The sequence below is a fragment of the Paraburkholderia sp. UCT31 genome, from assembly GCF_014397655.1.
Taxonomy (GTDB): Bacteria; Pseudomonadota; Gammaproteobacteria; order Burkholderiales; family Burkholderiaceae; genus Paraburkholderia; species Paraburkholderia tuberum.
The window spans coordinates 14553-31434 of the sequence record NZ_VZQP01000006.1 but is presented as its reverse complement, the minus strand read 5'-3'; the positions used below and the strand labels follow the sequence as shown (position 1 = coordinate 31434).

The window sequence follows — 16882 nt, the reverse complement described above, 5'->3', positions numbered from 1 at the left end:
ACTCTCGATGCGTGACTTACAATCCTTTAGGGGTCAGCGTTTGCGTGGCTCTTCACGACAATATCGTTGCGCCGTTGTTCTTCGTCCAGTTCGCCCCGCGTTCCCGCCGCGGCAGGTAAACGCTTAGCGATCCAGATAAAATGGCCACCGGCGAAGCTCCGATTGCTGAAATGCGCGTGACAGTGGACGCTGCCTTCGACGTGGTGTTGTCACCGGTTGCCTGCGCGCAGCGCCCCGCGCTCGACGCCATTCGCATCGTCGACAACCTGTTCGCCATCGGCCGCAGCGAAGCGCCGTTCAGCGACTATCCCGCACCATGGACCGCCGCTCTCTCGCGCCGACATGCGCGCGTTTTCATCGAGCATGGCGCGATTTATGTTGCCGATCTCGGCAGCAAGAACGGCACGACGGTCAACGGCATCGCGGTGCGACAAACCCCCGCGCGTGTACGCGCCGGCGATGAACTCTGCTTTGGCGGCGAACTGCGCTATCGCGTCGGCATCGAACCGCGCGCGCGCGTCGTCACCGGTGGAAGCGCTTCTCCCCTCATTCATCTATTGCTGGTGCCGCAGCGCGATGACCTGGGTCTGCAACCGGTCGACGTGCTGGCTTTTCCATTTCTGATCAGTAAAACGGACGAGGTTTTCTCGCGCTACAAAGACCGTTATCCGCACCAGGTCAATTACATTTCCCGGCGCCATGCGCACCTGTTTCTGAAGGGCGGCGAGCTGTATGTCGAGGATCTCGGCAGCACCAACGGCACGTTCGTGAATGGACAGCGGATCGGCGAATCGGCGCTTGCACTAGCGGAGGGCGACGTCGTTGCATTTGGCGGCGACCACTTCGTCTACAGGGTGTCGCTACGGAACTCCGCCGACGGCGAACCCACCGTGACCCAGCTCTCTCTTCAGCCCGCTGTCGACAGTGCCGCCGATGCCGACAAGACGACCTTCGTCGGCGCTGCGCATTCGTTTCTCGACATCTTTTGCGTCGATCCGGCGCTGCAACGCGAAGACGAAGTGAATGACGCGGCGCAGCCGGGCTCCGCGCGCGCGAAGCGAGACGGAGTGGGGACGGCAAATGGCGCGCAGGGCGCCAAAGGTGCGCAGGCGGGGCATCCCGCCGATACGAGAGACGGCGCGAACGAAAGAAGCGGCAAAGCTAAAAGCGCGGCAAGAGGTAAGCCGCGTCGCTGGAAGATGATCGCCGGCGAACTCCACAAGGCGTTAGCGGACGGCGAGCGCACCAATGTGCGGCGCGCGGCGGCATGGGGCGCAGCGGGTATCGCGATCGTGGTTGCGCTTGGCGTGGGCCTTTATCTGCACGGTTCATCGGAACGGGAGTTGAAGAGCCTGCTCGCGAGCGGTGATTACTCGAGCGCTCTCACGATGGCGCGCGGCTATCTGGCCACGCATCCGGCGGACACGAAAATCAGCTCGCTCGCGAGCGAGGCGTTGTTGAAAGCGAACTTGCCGGGCTGGATCGAAGCCGTGCAAAAAGCGCGGTTCGACCAGGCCGACACGCTGCTGAAGAACATGAGGGCGTTGAGCGGAAATGACGCCGATGCCGCGTCGCTGGTCGGCGAATTGCAATGGGTCGGCGATCTCGAACGCTTCGTCGCGGCGCGTGGCGGCGTCGACGCGCCAATCCGCATGTATACGGACGAAGCGACGATCAACGGTCTGCTGCACCGCTGGGACGACGACGCGGCGAGTCACCAGCGCGCGCTCGATCGGATTGCGAGTTACGTGCCGGCCTTCGCGGAGCCCTACGCACACACGCTCAGCCATCTGCGCAAGCTCGAAAGCGACGATTCGGTGTACGTCGCCGCGATCGATCGGCTCAATGGCGTAATTCATACCGAACTTTCGCGCGACAAACCCGACGCGCTGCCGCCGGTACTCGACGATTACGCGCAGCGTTATCCTCGGCTCGCGGGGCTCGATAGAGTGCGCGACGATTTGCGCCAATACACCGGGTTGCTGAATGCCGCGTTGAGCCGTCAATTGACGTCATTGCTGGCGATGATGAAAACGGTGCGCTTCAGCACGCCGCCTTTTCAGGCGCAATTCCAGCAGCTTGCGGCGACGCGCTTGCCGTCGCCGGATATCGTTCAACGGCAGGACGCGGTCGATGCCGCGTGGCAGCGCGGCGACGCGCAGCAGGCGCTGAACGATTTGCAGTCGATGCCGGCGAGCCCGTGGTCCGATGTGCTCGCGGCCGAAGCGACGCACAAGAAGGCGTTGTCCGATCAATACAACGATCTGCGGAAAACGCGTGACGGGAAAGATTACGACCAGCGTCTGCTGTCGTTCTACGCGAGCCTCGATCCGCGGACCGACGCATGGTTCGTGCAGGCGCTCCAGAAAGACGTGGCCGCATTGCATGACAAGGCACTCGCGCATGCGCAAGATCTGCTGGTGCGCGCGCAAAGCCTGTGGAAAGAGTACCGCGCGAACGGCCCGATCGGCGGCACGCAGCGGCTCGAAGCCGGCATCTCGCCGGGCTTTCGCAACGAGGCGCGTCTGCTGAGCGAGGCGCAGACGGCGGCACGCCAGGGCATGCGCATCTATACGCAGTTGAAGGCCGATCATCCCGCCGACTTCGATCGCCTGCTCGCGGATATCGAAGCCGAAGCGAGTTTGCAGCGCCGCTCGTTGACCGAGTTGCGCATGGTGCTGGACCCTGGGCTGCTGAAAGCGAAGCTCGCGTTGATTGGAGGCGATCAGAGTGAAACGCGATCCTCACCCTAGACCGTTGTCGGAGGCGCTCGAAGATCATAGCGTCGAAGGCATTGCGATTCTGACATCCGAGCCGGTGCGGCTTGCGCGCGCGCTGATCTGGGCGATGGTCGCGCTCGTCGTGTCGGGTTTGCTGTGGTCGTTCGTCGGCCGCGCGGATGTGATCGTCAGCGCGCCCGGCACGTTGTCGCCGGAATCGGAGGTGCGGCGCATCTATACGCCAATCGACGGCGAACTCGCGGATCTGTATATCGCCGAGGGGCAGCCGGTGTCGAAAGGCGACGTGCTCGCGCGGCTCAATGCGCGCGGCGCGATCGAGGCAGCGAGCAACGCGTTACAGGCACAAGTGAAGCTCGAAGACGCCGAACGCGAATGGAAGCAGTTCCCGGAGAAGAAGGCGTTGATGGAACGCAAGGCCGCGTCGTTGAAGGCGCAACTCGAAGTCGAGGAGCGCTTGCACGAGAATCGCGTTTCAGAAGGCACGACGAAGCTTGCCGAAGGGCAGAAGGCCGAACTCGACGAAGCGCGCAGCTCGCTCGACAACGCGCGCCGCACGCGCGAAGCGGCGAATCAGGAACTCGATCGCTATTCGCGGCTGTTCGCGCAGCCGGGCGGCGGTGGCATTGCCGAATTACAGGTCGAGCAGAAACGCACGGCCGCGCTCGAAGCGGATAACGCTTACCGTGTCGCGCAGTCGAAGCTGGCCGAGCTCGACTTTCGTCTGAGCCATGAATACGCGCAGGCCAATGCGCAACTCGCGACGAGCGGCCAGCAAAGCACCGACCTGCAGCTGCAATACGATCAGGCGGTGCGCGACATCACCGATGCGGAAGACAAACTGCGCGTGCAACTGCAAAGCGCGCGCCTCGAAGCCGATGCCGCCGCGCGGGTGCGTTTCGAGAACATCGATAAAGACAATTTTCTGCTGATTCTCGCGCCGGTTTCAGGCGTGATCACCGACGTCACGTCGACGCAGCGCGGCGACAAGATTCAGGCGAATGCACCGCTCGGCGGCATTGCGCCAAAAGACGCGCGGCCCGTGCTGAAGATCGAAATCTCCGAACACGACCGCGCCTTTCTGCACGTGGGCCTGCCTGTCAAATTGAAGTTCAACGCGTTTCCTTACCAGCGCTACGGGTTGATCAGCGGCACGCTCGCATATATCTCGCCGGCCACGAAGCCATCCGCGCAGGACAAGCAACCGGTCTACGAAGGCCGTGTCACGCTGGACAAGGACTACTACCAGGTGGCCGGCACGCGTTATCCGCTGCGTTACGGCATGACCGCCAATGCGGAAATCGTCGTGCGCGAGCGGCGCCTGATCGACCTCGGTCTCGATCCGTTCAGAGAGGTGGCGGGTTGAGCGCGCGAATCAAACATCCACGAAAGGAGCCGAGCAAATGACCGCGATAGTGCGTATCGATGACGAAGTCGTGGACGTGGACGAGTTCATTCGTCTTCTGAAACTGACCGGCCAGTTCGAGAGCCTGGTCGAGCAGATCGTGCGCGACAAGCTTACCGTCCATGCGGCGAAGAAGCAGGGCGTCGCCGTCAGCGCCGACGAAATCCAGCAGCGCGCGGACCAGTTTCGCCGCGTGCGCGGGCTGCATCGCGCGGCGGACATGAATCATTATCTCGACGCGCTGCACGTGAGCCTCGACGAATTCGAGGCGTTCATTACCGACGGGCTCTATCAGGAGAAGATGCTCGACGACATCGGTAACGACGCTGCGATCCATGATTACTTCGCGCTGAATTCACCGAAGTTCGACGCGATCGAAGTCAGCCATATCGTGCTCGATAGCGAAGGCAAGGCGAAGGAAATGATCTCGTACCTGCACGACGACCCCGACGCCTTCGGCGAGATGGCGCGCGAGCATTCGATTGCCGATACGCGCGAGTCGGGCGGCGTGATCGGCAAGGTACTGCGCGGTTCGCTGAAGCCCGATATCGAGGCGAAGATCTTCAATGCGGCGGTCGGCGATCTGCTTGGGCCGTTTCCGTCGGCCGACCGTTCGTGTTTCGAGATCTTCGCGGTCACGGCCAAATATCCGGCCACGCTCGATGCCGACGTGGCCACCGAAATCCGCCGTTTGCTGCGCGAGAGCTGGCTCATTGCCCGCGCCCAGGAACACGTGATCGAAGCGCGCTAGTGCCCGACTAGCGCCCGATAAAGCGAGGCTCACCGATACATGGACGCCCTCCAGACCGCGCCATCCGCGCCTTCTACCGCCGATTTTCTCGCTTCGGTGGAGATCCTGTCGCCGTTCTCGCGCGACGAAATCGAGCGGCTTGCCGAGTACGCGCAGGCAAAGTTCTATTCGTTCGGCGAAACGGTGTGCTCGGCCGGTGAAGTGGCCGAAGGTCTCTACGTGATCCGCTCGGGCACGGTACGAATCTTCACCGAGGAGCACGGCAAGGAATCCAGCATGGGCGTGCGCAAGTCGGGCGAGATCTTTGCCGACATTGCGATGTTGCGCTCGTACGTTCACGAAGCGTCGGTACGTTCGTCGGGCAAGACCGAAGTGCTGTTCATTCCGCGCAGCGCGATCGAACCGGTGATGGCGGGCAACGCCGCCGCGTTGGCGTTCGTCGCCAGCTATGTGGCGATCAATTCGGCCGGGGGCTTCGTCGCGCAATTGTTCGATCTGCGCGGCAAGCTGAACAAGGCGGAACTCGAAGAGTACGTGCGCAGCGTCGGCGCAAAACGGGTCGCTGCCGGCAAGGAGATTCTGAAACAGGACGGCCGCGACGACAGGCGGCTTTATGTGGTGCGGCAAGGCCAGGTGCGCATCGTGCGGCAGGAGGAGGGCCACGACTATACGCTCGCGACGCTCGGCAAAGGGGAGATATTCGGCGAGAAGGCGTGCCTGATGCGCCAGGAACAGATGGCATCGGTCGTTGCAACCACCGACACGCGGCTGCTGGTCATCCCCGAGCGCACCGTTCATTTGATTCTCGAGCGCAATCCGAAACTGCGAGAAGTGCTCGACGAGCGCATCCGCTATGGCGACCGCGAATTACAGCGGCAAAAGCGGCTCGAGCAGCGGCGCAAGCTGCCGTTGATGCTCGACCTGCAGAGCAAACCGGAACTCGGCGAGAAGATCATCCGGCGTTTCGCGCTCGTCGAGCAGGCCGAGGAGATGGATTGCGGCGCCGCGTGTCTCGCGATGATCTGCCGCCATTACGGCATTCCGATCACGCTCGGCAAATTGCGCGAACTCGCGAACGTGACGACGCAGGGTGCGACGCTCGACAGCCTCGCGCGCGCGGGCGAGTCGCTCGGCTTCACGACGCGCGGCGTGCAATGCACGTTCGATTCGCTGCGCGGCTTCGATCTGCCGTTCATCGTGCATTGGGAGGGCTATCACTATGTGGTCGTGTACGGGCTGTCGAAAGACCATGTCTGGGTGGCGGACCCGGCACTCGGTTTCAGAAAGCTGAGCGTCGAAGATTTCGAACGCGGGTGGAGCGGCACCTGCCTATTGTTTACCGGCGGATCGCAGCTGCTGCAGATGTCGGCCGAGCGCTCGCCGTGGATTCGCTTTGTCGGCTATCTGAAGCCGTACCGCAAGATACTCGGCTATCTGTTTCTGGCGACCTTCGTGATTCAGGTGCTCGGCGTGATTCCACCGCTGATCATTCAGAACATTCTGGACGGCGTGATCGTGCATCAGAACGTCAGTCTGCTGCATATGCTGATCGGCGGGCTCATCATCTCCAATGTCTTCACGCAGCTGATGTCGACGATTCGCGCGTATCTGGCGAACTTCATGGTTCGCAACATGGACTTCGCGATGATGTCGCAGTTCTTCAAGCATACGTTGTCGCTGCCGTTCTCGTTCTTCGCGAAGCGCAAGACCGGCGATATCTTCGCGCGCTTTCAGGAAAACCAGACGATCCGCGCGTTCCTGACCGAATCCACCGTGACGACCGCGCTGAATCTGCTGATGATCTTCATCTACTTCACGATCATGTTCGTGTACAACGTGAAGATGACGCTGGTGTTGATCGCGTTCGTCATTCCGATCATGGGGCTCACGGTGATCGCGACGCCGAAGATCAAGGGCTACGCACGCGAGGTGTTCACGGCGTCGACCGAGGCGAAGTCGTTCCTGATGGAAGCTCTGGCCGGCGTCGAGACCGTCAAGGGCATGGGCATCGAGCGGCCGGTACGGTTGCGCTGGGAGAAGAAATACGCAAAGGCGCTCGAATTGCAGTATCGCGCTCACGCATTCAATATTCTGGTCGGCTTTGGCAGTCAGTTGCTGAATGCGGCAACGACGATTGCGATTCTTTGGGTCGGCGCGAATCTGGTACTCGCGCGTGAATTGACGATCGGTCAGCTGATCGCGTTCAATGCATTCATGGGCAGCGTATTGAGTCCGCTGATGGGTCTCGTCGGCTTGTGGAGCATGCTCAACGATGCGGGTGTCGCGATGGAACGGCTCGGCGATGTGCTCGATATCGAGCCCGAACAGAAGCCGCAGGATTTGCCCTCGCGCGTGATGCTGCCGGAGCTGCAAGGCGAAATCAGCCTGCAAGGCGTGTACTTCCGCTATGGCGAGGAGGATTCCGCTTATGTGCTGGAGAACATCAGCTTCGATATCAAGCCGGGTGAACTGGTCGCGATCGTCGGGCGCAGCGGGTCGGGAAAAACCACGCTCGCGAAGCTGCTGGTTGGCTTCTATCAGCCGAGCGAAGGGAAAATGACGATCGACGGCTATGACTCCGGCGTGATCGACAAGACTTATTTCCGCGCGCAAATCGGCTACGTGATGCAAAGCAATCTGCTGTTCTCGGGCACGATCGCCGAGAACATCGCAAGCGGGGACGACGCGCCGGAGCGCCGCCGCATCGAGGAAGTCGCGAAAATGGCCGACGCGCATGGCTTCATCAGCAAGATGCCGCTCGGTTATGAGCAGATCGTCGGCGAGCGCGGCATCGGTTTGTCGGGCGGTCAAATCCAGCGGCTTTGCATTGCGCGTGCGTTGTATCACGATCCGCGTCTGCTCGTGTTCGACGAGGCGACGTCGGCGCTCGACTCGCAATCGGAAAGCAATATTCTCGGCAACATGCACGACATCCTGAAGGGCCGCACGGCGGTGATCATCGCGCATCGGCTCAGCACGATCATGCGCGCGGACAAGATTCTCGTGCTGTATGAAGGCGCGATCGTCGAACAGGGCCGTCACGAGGAGCTGATCCAGCGCGGCGGCATGTACTATCAGCTCGTGCAGAAACAGTTGAGTGCATCATGATGAAGATACTCGACCAGATTGAAGAGGCGAGTCCCGCGATATCGTACGCGGGACTGATCGAGCGGATCGAGATCCTGCGCTCCACGTTGCGCTGGTCGTCGCGGCTCGAACGCGCCGATATCGACAAGCTGCTGAGGCAGGCCACGTCGTTGCGCGACGAAGTGATGCAGCTTTCGCACAAGGAGCGCTTCGTGCAGGCGGCCACCGCGGGCGAGCCGCAGACGAGCGCGGAGCAATCGCGCGGTGCGCGCCGCAAGGCACTACTCGAACGCAGCTTCATTTTCGAGGGCACGTTCGGCGACAACCCGCGTTTGCTCGAATCGCTCGAAATCGCGGAAAAAGCGGCGCCAACCGATTTGCCGGTGTTGATCGATGGAGAAAGCGGCACCGGCAAGGAGCTGATGGCGAAAGTGATTCACGCGAACGGCGCGCGTGCGGACAAGCCGTTCATTTCGGTGAACTGCGGCGCGATTCCGGACAATCTGCTCGAATCCGAACTATTCGGGCATCGCAAGGGCGCATTCACCGGCGCGTCGAACGACCGCAAGGGCAAATTCGAAAGCGCGCATACGGGTACGATCTTTCTCGACGAAATCGGCGAGTTGCCGCTCGCGGGCCAGGTCAAGCTGCTGCGTGTGCTGGAGGCGCACGAGATTCAACGCGTCGGCTCCGACGAAACGATCGCGGTTGATACGCGCATCGTCGCGGCGACCAATCGCAATCTGCGCAAGCTCAGCGAGGAAGGCCGGTTTCGCGAGGATCTGTTCTACCGGCTCAGCGTGATTCACGTGACGTTGCCGCCGCTGCGCGAACGGCGCGACGAAATTCCGTTGCTGATTGCGTGGTTCGGCGACGAAGCGGCGGGCACGCTGAAACGCCGGCCAGTCAGGTTGACGCCGCGTTTGCGGGACTTTCTATTGAGCTACGCGTATCCGGGCAACATTCGCGAATTGCGCAACGTGATGTACCGCATCTCATGTCTGGCTGCAGACATGGCCGACGTCGAGCATTTGCCGCTCGATATGCGACCCGCCGCACCCGGTTCGGCGGCGCAGGCGGAGGGCGGACAGGCGAGCGGCGAGCAGCCGATCAGCGTCGCGAATCTGATGTCGTTGAGCGACGCGAAGCGGGCGGCCAGCGACGACGCCGAAAAAGCGTTCCTCGAGCGCGGACTGCGTGAAGTCAGCGGAACCGTCGCCGAACTGGCGCGGCGCATCGATATGAATCGCTCGCACTTGCAGATGCTGCTGAAAAAGCACGGCCTGCACTCGAAGGATTTCCGCAATCGCAATGCGCCGCCCACGAAGAACGGCGCGAACGAGCGCGACGAGGAAGACGACGAAGGCTGAGTGAAGGACCACTGAACGCTCGGTGAAACGCGCGCCTGAAGATCATCAAGGGGCCGGGTTCAGCAAGGTCTTGTCCGCCGCATTCGGGTCCCGCGCTTCGACGACCACTGCGGTGATGTTGTCGCGCCCGCCGCGCGCGAGCGCGAGGTCGACGAGTTCGCAACATGCGTTTTCGCGCTCCGCCGTGGTCAGCACGTCGGCGATCTCGTCGTCGCTCAGTTCGTTGCTGAGACCGTCGCTGCATAACAGGAACACGTCGCCGTCGGCGACTTCGATCGCGTCGTCGTCGAGTTCGAGCGAATCCGTTGCCCCGACCGCGCGCGTGATCATGTGTTGCGCGGGATGATGGCGCGCCTCTTCGTCGGTGATGACGCCGAGCGAGCGCAGCTCCTCGACCTGGCTGTGATCGCGCGTCAGTTGCCGCAATTGCCCCGCGCGGTACAGGTAGATGCGGCTGTCGCCGGCCCACACGTAGCCGCAGAAGCGATCGCATGCAAGCAGCACGACCACGGTGCTGCCGATGCGCTGCACCTGGCGGCGCGCGGCTTCGTCGCGCAATTGACGGTTCGCGGTTTGCAGACGCGCGCGTACATCGGCGATCAGCATTCTGAGGCCGTGCGGCGCCGCCAGTTGAGTCAACGCGTCGATCACGGTGCGGCTGGCAACGTCGCCGACCGCGTGACCGCCCATCCCATCGGCGACAGCCCAGCGTCCCGCTTCGGGCTCGTCGAGGCAGGCATCTTCGTTGATTTCGCGGACCCGTCCCGGGTCGGAACGCGCGGACGACGTCCAGCGAAATTGGCTCTCGCATGTCACAACGGCTACACCATATCGTTTCGGTTGCGTGCGTCGGGAGACACGGTGAGGTTCGCGTTCGCGCCGGTGTTGCGTACGTCGACCGACTGGAACTGGTTGATCATCTGGTTAGCATAGAAGTTGTTGGAGACCTCGTACAGATTGACCACCGGCCCAATGCTCGGCGTTTGCGGCACGTACGGCTGAATCCAGCCATAGATCCATGGCGCGCCGCCGCCACCGCGAATCGCCGCCATCGCTTTGCGATCGAGCGCGAGGTTCAGCGAGAGGTCGTTCAATTTGATGCAGGACATGTCGTTCTCCGGTTGGTCGCGTGCGCAATGCGCGCGGCTGAATGGACTCTGCACCAGATGGTGCAAAGGCCATGCCAATCGGGGGCGGATTCGACGCGAAGCCCGCGGCGCATTGACTGGCGCGGCTTGCGCGGCCTTACCACGAATGCGGTCGACGCGATCGGTCGGCTCGCGGCCAACAAGCCCACATTCGAACAGGTGTGAGACCCAACACATTCGGCGGGGTCCCACGGGTTCTCCATGCAGTTGAAATCAATGCGCGACACGGCTCGCAAATGAGCGTCGCACACCAACAGATCAGCGCGATTTCTGTTGGTCCCGTCCTGACATCTTCCTCTTCAGAAAACCGCTCGATCGGCCGTCAACCCTGTAAACAGGGGTTTTCCGGCGCCTGGCCCGGATGATGCAAAAGCTGTCGCAACAGTGTTGGAATGCGAACGAGGCCAGCCATGAACACCCAAACGCTCGGTACACGCGACGACGACCCGCAATCCGCAGCCGCTTGCGACACCGCATCATCGACGATCGATCTGCCGATCGGCGCGCACCTGGTCACGCAACGCAACGGCTACGAACATCACGGCATCTATGTCGGCAACGGCCGCGTCGTGCACTACTCGGGCTTTGCGGCCTCCGCGCATCCCGGACCGGTCGAGGAAGTCGAACTCGCGCGCTTCGCCGCCGGCCATTCGCTGTCGGTTCGCGCGACGCCGAGCGCGATCTACGTCGGCGCCGATGCGGTGCGCCGCGCGCGCTCCCGCCTCGGCGAAAACCGCTATCGCCTGCTGACCAACAACTGCGAACACTTCTGCGCGTGGTGTCTGCTCGGCGAAAGCCGCAGCGAACAGGTGCATTGCTGCTTGCGCCATCCGGGCACGGGCATGCGCGCACTGCTGTGCCTCGTGAAGGCGTTTGTCGAGAGCGGGGCGAGGAACGAACACCGCGTGGCGCAACTCGCGCAACTCGCGTGAACGCAGCGCGTCAGGAACGGGACGATTCGAGGAGAACATCATGGTAGCCGCGGAAAAAAGCTTGCACTGGGCCGTCGACAAATGGCTCGCACCCACGCCGTCGATGCCCGCGCGCGTGGTGCGGTTCTGCCATCGCGCGTCGCAACAGCAACGCTATGTATGTGTGCAGGCGTCGAAGCCGGAAGGATTGCTGTCGATTTTCTTCTTCCGCCACGGCGACGGTTCGTGGAACGTGTTCCCGCCGCAAGCCGAGCGGCCCGCGATGAACGGGTATTGCCGCACGGCCGCGTAGGACCTCATGCGTGACCCGCCGTGGCCGCTTCCTTGGCGAGCCACTGACTGAACAGCAACATCGCCGGCGTCATCGGCTTGCCCTTCAGGCAGGTCAGCCAGTAACTGCCCGCCTTGACCTCGACGTCGAACGGGCGCACCAGACGCCCGGTATTGATCTCCCGTTCGAACATCAACGCAGGCACGAGCGCGATGCCCGCGCCCTGTATCGCCGCTTCCACCATCAACCGCGACGAATCGAACACCGGTCCGCGCACCGGCCGCGGCGCGATGCCCGCGGCCGCGAACCAGTTCATCCAGTCGTCCATGCGGTACGAGCGCAGCAGCGTTTCGTTGGCGAGATCGTCGGGCCGTGCGAGGCGCGCGGCGATCTCGGGCGTGCAGAGCAGCGCGAGCGGCGCGTCGAGCAGTTTGGTGGCGAGCGAGCCGGGCCACGTGCCGTCGCCGAAACGGATCGCGAAATCGAGGCCCTCGGTCGCGAGGTCGACGAGGTTGTTATTGGTCAGCAGCCGCAGCTCGACGAACGGATGCGCGTCGCGAAACGACTTCAGGCGCGGCATCAGCCAGCCGACCGCGAACGTGCCGACCACACCGACCGTCAGCACCTCGTGAAAATGCCCGCCGTCGAACTGCTTGAGCACTGCCTCGATACGATCGAACGCGTCGGACAGCACGGGGCGCAGCGCGAGCCCTTCGTCGGTCATCGCGAGGCCGCGCGGCAAACGCTTGAATAGCGCGGTGCCGAGCCGCTCCTCCAGCGAGCGGACCTGCTGGCTGACCGCGGCTTGGGTCACGTTCAGCTCTTGCGCCGCGCGCGTGAAGCTCAGATGCCGCGCGGACGATTCGAACGCGCGCAGCGCGTTGAGCGGAAGATACGGTCTCATGGTGCAGATACAAGATTTTCTTGTGAGTGGGCTAACTTATCACCATCGGCCCACTTCGCCGACTCCCTGTCTGCTATTCGCCCGTCGAATTGTGCGACACTAGGGCCACATCGACGGGGGCCATCGTATGCCCGGCGCCGCGCCAGACGCGCGGTGGCGAGTCGGCAATGAAGAGCCGGCAATTGTGAGCAACGGTGAACGGCCGCCACGGATTGCCTCGATGTAGGTGGTGAGAAGTTGACTGTCCAGATGGAATGCTCGACATGTTCTGCCGACGTTCGTCCAGGTAAGCCGTCGGCTCGTGCAACCTTGCATCATTGCCCTCGATCGGGAGTCCGCTATGTCCGTGTATGTTCTGGCCTTGCTGATTGGCGTCGTCGCCGGCCTTCGCTCGATGATCGCCCCCACCGCCGTCAGCTGGGCCGCGCGTCTGGGATGGCTGCCGCTGCAAGGCACGTCGCTTGCCTTCCTCGGCTTCGCGGCCACGCCGTATATCTTCACCGTGCTGGCGGTCATCGAACTGATCACGGATCAATTGCCCGAAACGCCGAGCCGCAAGGTGCCGCTGCAGTTCGGCGCGCGAATCGTGCTCGGTGCGCTGAGCGGCGCGGCGATCAGCGGCGCGCATGGCGGCCTGGCGGGCGGCATGATCGTCGGGGTGGTGGGCGCGGTGGTCGGCGCGGTAGGCGCGGTGATCGGCACGCTCGGCGGCGCGAAGGTGCGCAGTTCGCTCGCCAGCATGTTCGGGCGCGATGCGCCCGCGGCGTTGATCGAGGACGTGGTCGCGATCGTCGCGGCTGCGTTGATCGTCGTGTCGTTGCACGGGTTCTGACACGAACGCAAAAACGCGGCGGGACGCTTTGCGCGTCGCCGCCGCGTTCGGTCGCTGCCCGCAGCTTATCGAACCCGGGCGATTCGCGCGGCCGTCGTGACTTGCGTGACCGGCGCCGCCGCCGTCGAACTCGCCGCCACGGGCGGCATCAGCTTGCCTTGCACGAGCAGCTGAAGCGTCTTCACGACCAGAATCGCGATGATCGCGTTCGCCACCACGAACAGAACCGGTGCCGCGAATTCGATCGGACCCGTCGCGCCGCGTTCGACGAGACGCAGGGCCATCGTCGGCAACGCCGCTACGCCGAAGCTGAACGCCCAGTAGCCGGGCACGAATGCCTGTTGGCGGATCCACGGCAGCAAACGCAGCAGCATCAGCGCCTGATAGAGACCGTAGCCGAGCAGCGCGTAGGCGAACAGATCGGGCGTGCCGCTGGTGAGGCTCAAATACGCGACACCACCGACGACTGGCGGCGCGAGTTGCACGCCGAGGGTCGGGCGCAGCGCTTCGGGCAGCGGTTCATGCACGGCGGCGCGATGCAGGATCATCGATTCGAGCGCGAGCCACGCCAGCATGCCGCCGCCGAAAAACAGCTCGCCCAGTTGATGGAAGCCGAATGCGGCCGAGCTCGCCGCCGCGACGAAGCCCGCTCCGACCGTCGGCAGATAGATCGCCGGCGTGGTCAGTTCGGGCTTGCGGCCGCCTTGCCACAGCTTGCCCTGTAGATAGACGCCGAGCCCAAGTTGCGCGATCGCCGCGATGCCGTACAGCGTCACCGCGAGGGTATGCGCGTACGGCTGCAGCAGTTGCGCGGCAAGCAGTGTCGAGATCGGCGCGAGCGCGACGAACGAAGACTGCACCGGATGGTCCAGTTCGGCGCGTGCGTCGGCGGTCCGTGCGAACCACTTGTGCGCGTAGGCGAACAGAATGATGACCCAGACGGCGAGCGCCGCGATCGTCACCACGCTGCCGGCGACGGCCGGCAAGTGCCACAGGCGGATTGCGACGCGCCACAGGTTGGCAAGCGCCAACGAGCCCACCGCGATGCTCAAGAAGCCAGCGGGAACCGCACCACGATTGCTGTTCATGACGACCTCCGAAAGTTGCGTCGCGCTGCGGGTTGCTGGCCATGCGCGATCGATGGCCTACTGTAAAAGGCCACGGAGAATCGCAGAACGCTGCAAACGCTCGACAAATGGCGCGAGCGTCTCAAGCTGTGTTTTAGCGGGGGAAAGGGGCAGAGAAGACGGGGGGAGGAAGGGCGGCCGTCAACCACCCATGCGCACCAGCATCGCCAGCAGCCGGTCGAACGAAAGCGGCTTGCGCGCGTAGGCAATATGTGGATTCGGCTGCACCGGAATGTCCGATGCGGCACTGCACAGGATGATCGGAATGTCGCGCAGCTCTGGGTCCTCATACAGCGCCGCGCACAACTGGAGGCCCGACATGACCGGCATCATGCAATCGGACACGACGATACCGGGCCGGTTCGAGCGGACCAGTTCGAGCGCGACGGCGCCGTTCGACGCTGTCCGTACCGCATAGCCGTGTCGTTCCAGCAGCAGCCGCCACACCGTGAGGATGTCGAACTCGTCGTCCACCACCAGAATGGTTTTCATGAGCGGCTAGGTTTTTCGCCGCGATTGCAGCGTAACCGACAGGCCCGGCGTCGATTGGATGCCCGCGGCGCCGGGCGAGCCGTCGATCACGTCGAGTCCTTGCGACGAAATCGACAGTTCGCGCAGTGACGTGTCGTGCGCGCTTTCGCGTTGCTTCACCACCGAAATCACGCGCCGCAGTCCGCCTTCGGTCTCGGCGTAGCGCAGCAGCACGAGGTTTTCGGTCAGCGCCGACACGCGCACGGCCTTCGCGTGACCCGGATCGCTGTACAGCGGCAGCTCCTCGGTGACGAGCGTCGTGATGGCCGCTTCGCGCAACTGATGCAGCAGTGCGTTCAGGAACAGGCCGAAGCGCTCGGTACGCAACGCCGAATCGCGAAAGCCCTCGACGCCGTCGATCACGATGCGCGTCGCGCCGGTCTGCTTGACGGTGGCGAGCGCTTTCGACGCGATTTCATCGACCGCGAGTTCGATCGCCGGCTGCCAAAGCACCATCAGACGACCGTCCTGCCACGCGTCGGCAAGCGCGATCGACACCGCTTCGGCCTTGCCGATGAGTCTCTGCGGACCCTCGTAGAAGCCGAGATACACGCAACGCTCGCCGCGTGCGAGACCGGCCGCGAGGAACTGCAGGCACAGCAGCGTCTTGCCGACGCCCGACGGGCCGATCAGCGTGGTCGTCGAGCCTTGCGCGAAGCCGCCGCCGAGCAGGTTGTCCAGATGCGGCAAGCCGAAGCCGAGCCGGGCTTTCAGATCGACGGGGCCCGCTTGCTTCGCGCATTGCGCTTCGAGGCGCGGGAACATCAGCAGCCCGCTGCCGGCAATGCGGAAGAAGTGCTTGCCCATCAGATGATCGCGCGCGCGCATCTTGTGCACTTCGATTTCGCGCGCGCGCCGCATGCCGTCGTGATAGCGGTTCAGCTCGATCAGACCGTCCACCAGCGTGTGCTCGGGATGCGACTCGTTGCCCGACAGCGGCGCGAGCAGCAGTGTCGTGCAGTCCATCGCGGCGACCAGCGCGTTCAGCTCGTGGATGAACTTCGACAGCGACAGCTCGGTTTCGCTGAATTCGCGCGCGCTGCGAAAGCCGTCGATGATCATCAGGCTCGGCCGGTAGTCGTAGATGCTCGACGCGATCAGCTTCAGGAAACCGTCGAGTCCGTCCTGCATCAGCTCGTGATAGCCGGACACGAACAGCATCTGCTGCGCGACCGCGGCTTCGTCGAAAAAGCTCAGGCCTTTCAGGTGACCGAGCAGCTTGTCGTGCGATTCGGCGATCAGCGTCATGTACAGCACTTTCTCGCCTTGCCGCACCCGATGAAAACCGATCTGGCTCGACAGGATCGTCTTGCCGGCGCCGGCCATCCCCTCCAGTAGATAGACGCCACCGCTCACCAGACCGCCGCCGAGGATCTCGTCGAAACCGGGCACGCCGGTTTCGACATTGCGTCGCGCCGCGTCAGGCCGCGCCGCGTCAGGCCGGGCCGCGTCAGGCCGGGCCGCGTCAGGCCGGGCCGCGTCAGGTCGCGCCGCGTCGGACGGGCGAGACGTGTTGGATGCGTCGGTAGTCATTGTCGATGTGTCGTTCAAAGTGCAAGCGACGGCCTGGTCGTAACCGTCCTGTGCTCAACCCCGTTGTGGCAGCAATCCCCATTCCCGATCGCGAGCGACAGTGTCCCGCAGCGTGAAATGCGGGGAGTCTATCCGGCAACGCGTGCCCGGCGAACGGCGTGTGCTCGACAGGGCGGCGTGAGAGGGCGAAAAAGGCCGGCGGCGAGGAGCCCGGTGCATGCGGTATGAGTGGGGAGTGAAGTGCGGTGGCCGG

14 protein-coding genes are annotated in these 16882 nt (G+C 63.3%); 8 read left to right on the top strand and 6 right to left on the bottom strand.

Going from position 1 to position 16882, the window contains the following annotated elements:
- The first annotated feature begins 140 nt into the window (after window positions 1-140).
- From F6X40_RS06000 to F6X40_RS05980, 5 genes are read left to right on the top strand one after another with little or no spacing between them, the layout of a single operon-like run.
- Window positions 141-2753: an FHA domain-containing protein gene (locus tag F6X40_RS06000; RefSeq protein ID WP_187627131.1), complete on the top strand. Its 2613-nt coding sequence runs from the start codon at window positions 141-143 to the stop codon at window positions 2751-2753.
- On the top strand, window positions 2731-4104 hold the full coding sequence (locus tag F6X40_RS05995; RefSeq protein WP_184024538.1) for an HlyD family efflux transporter periplasmic adaptor subunit: 1374 nt from the start codon (window positions 2731-2733) through the stop codon (window positions 4102-4104). The genes F6X40_RS06000 and F6X40_RS05995 overlap by 23 nt, the downstream gene beginning before the upstream one ends.
- 37 nt (window positions 4105-4141) lie before the next feature.
- The gene (locus tag F6X40_RS05990) at window positions 4142-4894 is read left to right on the top strand and encodes a peptidylprolyl isomerase (RefSeq protein ID WP_184024541.1); all 753 of its coding nucleotides are present in this window, start codon (window positions 4142-4144) and stop codon (window positions 4892-4894) included.
- 39 nt (window positions 4895-4933) lie between these two features.
- Window positions 4934-8002, top strand: a complete 3069-nt coding sequence (locus F6X40_RS05985) for a peptidase domain-containing ABC transporter (RefSeq protein ID WP_187627130.1) — start codon at window positions 4934-4936, stop codon at window positions 8000-8002.
- Window positions 7999-9351 (top strand): sigma-54 interaction domain-containing protein, encoded by a 1353-nt coding sequence (locus F6X40_RS05980; RefSeq protein ID WP_187627129.1) that lies wholly within the window; start codon window positions 7999-8001, stop codon window positions 9349-9351. The genes F6X40_RS05985 and F6X40_RS05980 overlap by 4 nt, the downstream gene beginning before the upstream one ends.
- A 45-nt stretch (window positions 9352-9396) precedes the next feature.
- On the opposite strand, the gene F6X40_RS05975 is transcribed toward F6X40_RS05980, so the two are convergent.
- Entirely contained in the window at window positions 9397-10167 is a 771-nt protein-coding gene (locus F6X40_RS05975) for a PP2C family protein-serine/threonine phosphatase (protein ID WP_187627128.1), read from the bottom strand.
- Window positions 10168-10172: 5 nt separating this feature from the next.
- On the bottom strand, window positions 10173-10460 hold the full coding sequence (locus tag F6X40_RS05970; RefSeq protein WP_090807566.1) for a hypothetical protein: 288 nt from the start codon (window positions 10458-10460) through the stop codon (window positions 10173-10175).
- A gap of 449 nt (window positions 10461-10909) precedes the next feature.
- On the opposite strand from F6X40_RS05970, the gene F6X40_RS05965 reads away from it, so the two are divergent.
- Both F6X40_RS05965 and F6X40_RS05960 read left to right on the top strand, forming a co-directional pair.
- Window positions 10910-11431, top strand: coding sequence for a lecithin retinol acyltransferase family protein (locus F6X40_RS05965; protein ID WP_187627127.1), 522 nt, complete (start codon window positions 10910-10912; stop codon window positions 11429-11431).
- A 40-nt stretch (window positions 11432-11471) separates the two neighbouring features.
- Window positions 11472-11723, top strand: a complete 252-nt coding sequence (locus F6X40_RS05960) for a hypothetical protein (RefSeq protein WP_184072863.1) — start codon at window positions 11472-11474, stop codon at window positions 11721-11723.
- Between the two features lie 4 nt (window positions 11724-11727).
- Here the strand turns inward: F6X40_RS05960 and F6X40_RS05955 are convergent, their stop codons facing one another.
- Window positions 11728-12606: a LysR family transcriptional regulator gene (locus F6X40_RS05955; RefSeq protein ID WP_184024562.1), complete on the bottom strand. Its 879-nt coding sequence runs from the start codon at window positions 12604-12606 to the stop codon at window positions 11728-11730.
- 340 nt (window positions 12607-12946) lie between these two features.
- Here F6X40_RS05955 and F6X40_RS05950 point away from each other — a divergent pair, with 340 nt between their 5' ends.
- A complete protein-coding gene (locus tag F6X40_RS05950) occupies window positions 12947-13438 on the top strand; it encodes a DUF4126 domain-containing protein (RefSeq protein ID WP_090807556.1) in 492 nt (163 codons plus the stop codon).
- Between the two features lie 65 nt (window positions 13439-13503).
- Here F6X40_RS05950 and tehA read toward each other — a convergent pair whose 3' ends face one another.
- The 3 genes from tehA to F6X40_RS05935 form a co-directional block, all read right to left on the bottom strand.
- On the bottom strand, window positions 13504-14526 hold the full coding sequence (tehA, locus tag F6X40_RS05945) for a dicarboxylate transporter/tellurite-resistance protein TehA (protein WP_187627126.1): 1023 nt from the start codon (window positions 14524-14526) through the stop codon (window positions 13504-13506).
- A 180-nt stretch (window positions 14527-14706) separates the two neighbouring features.
- Complete coding sequence (locus tag F6X40_RS05940) at window positions 14707-15057, bottom strand: response regulator (RefSeq protein WP_187627125.1); 351 nt, start codon at window positions 15055-15057, stop codon at window positions 14707-14709.
- Window positions 15058-15063: 6 nt separating this feature from the next.
- On the bottom strand, window positions 15064-16629 hold the full coding sequence (locus tag F6X40_RS05935) for an ATPase domain-containing protein (RefSeq protein ID WP_222946009.1): 1566 nt from the start codon (window positions 16627-16629) through the stop codon (window positions 15064-15066).
- Window positions 16630-16882 lie beyond the last annotated feature (253 nt).

Coding starts and splice junctions, on each gene's coding strand:
- F6X40_RS06000 (WP_187627131.1), top strand. CDS start 141: ATGGCCACCGGCGAAGCTCCGATTGCTGAAATGCGCGTGACAGTGGAC.
- F6X40_RS05990 (WP_184024541.1), top strand. CDS start 4,142: ATGACCGCGATAGTGCGTATCGATGACGAAGTCGTGGACGTGGACGAG.
- F6X40_RS05985 (WP_187627130.1), top strand. CDS start 4,934: ATGGACGCCCTCCAGACCGCGCCATCCGCGCCTTCTACCGCCGATTTT.
- F6X40_RS05980 (WP_187627129.1), top strand. CDS start 7,999: ATGATGAAGATACTCGACCAGATTGAAGAGGCGAGTCCCGCGATATCG.
- F6X40_RS05970 (WP_090807566.1), bottom strand. CDS start 10,460: ATGTCCTGCATCAAATTGAACGACCTCTCGCTGAACCTCGCGCTCGAT.
- F6X40_RS05965 (WP_187627127.1), top strand. CDS start 10,910: ATGAACACCCAAACGCTCGGTACACGCGACGACGACCCGCAATCCGCA.
- F6X40_RS05960 (WP_184072863.1), top strand. CDS start 11,472: ATGGTAGCCGCGGAAAAAAGCTTGCACTGGGCCGTCGACAAATGGCTC.
- F6X40_RS05955 (WP_184024562.1), bottom strand. CDS start 12,606: ATGAGACCGTATCTTCCGCTCAACGCGCTGCGCGCGTTCGAATCGTCC.
- F6X40_RS05950 (WP_090807556.1), top strand. CDS start 12,947: ATGTCCGTGTATGTTCTGGCCTTGCTGATTGGCGTCGTCGCCGGCCTT.
- tehA (WP_187627126.1), bottom strand. CDS start 14,526: ATGAACAGCAATCGTGGTGCGGTTCCCGCTGGCTTCTTGAGCATCGCG.
- F6X40_RS05940 (WP_187627125.1), bottom strand. CDS start 15,057: ATGAAAACCATTCTGGTGGTGGACGACGAGTTCGACATCCTCACGGTG.
- F6X40_RS05935 (WP_222946009.1), bottom strand. CDS start 16,629: ATGACTACCGACGCATCCAACACGTCTCGCCCGTCCGACGCGGCGCGA.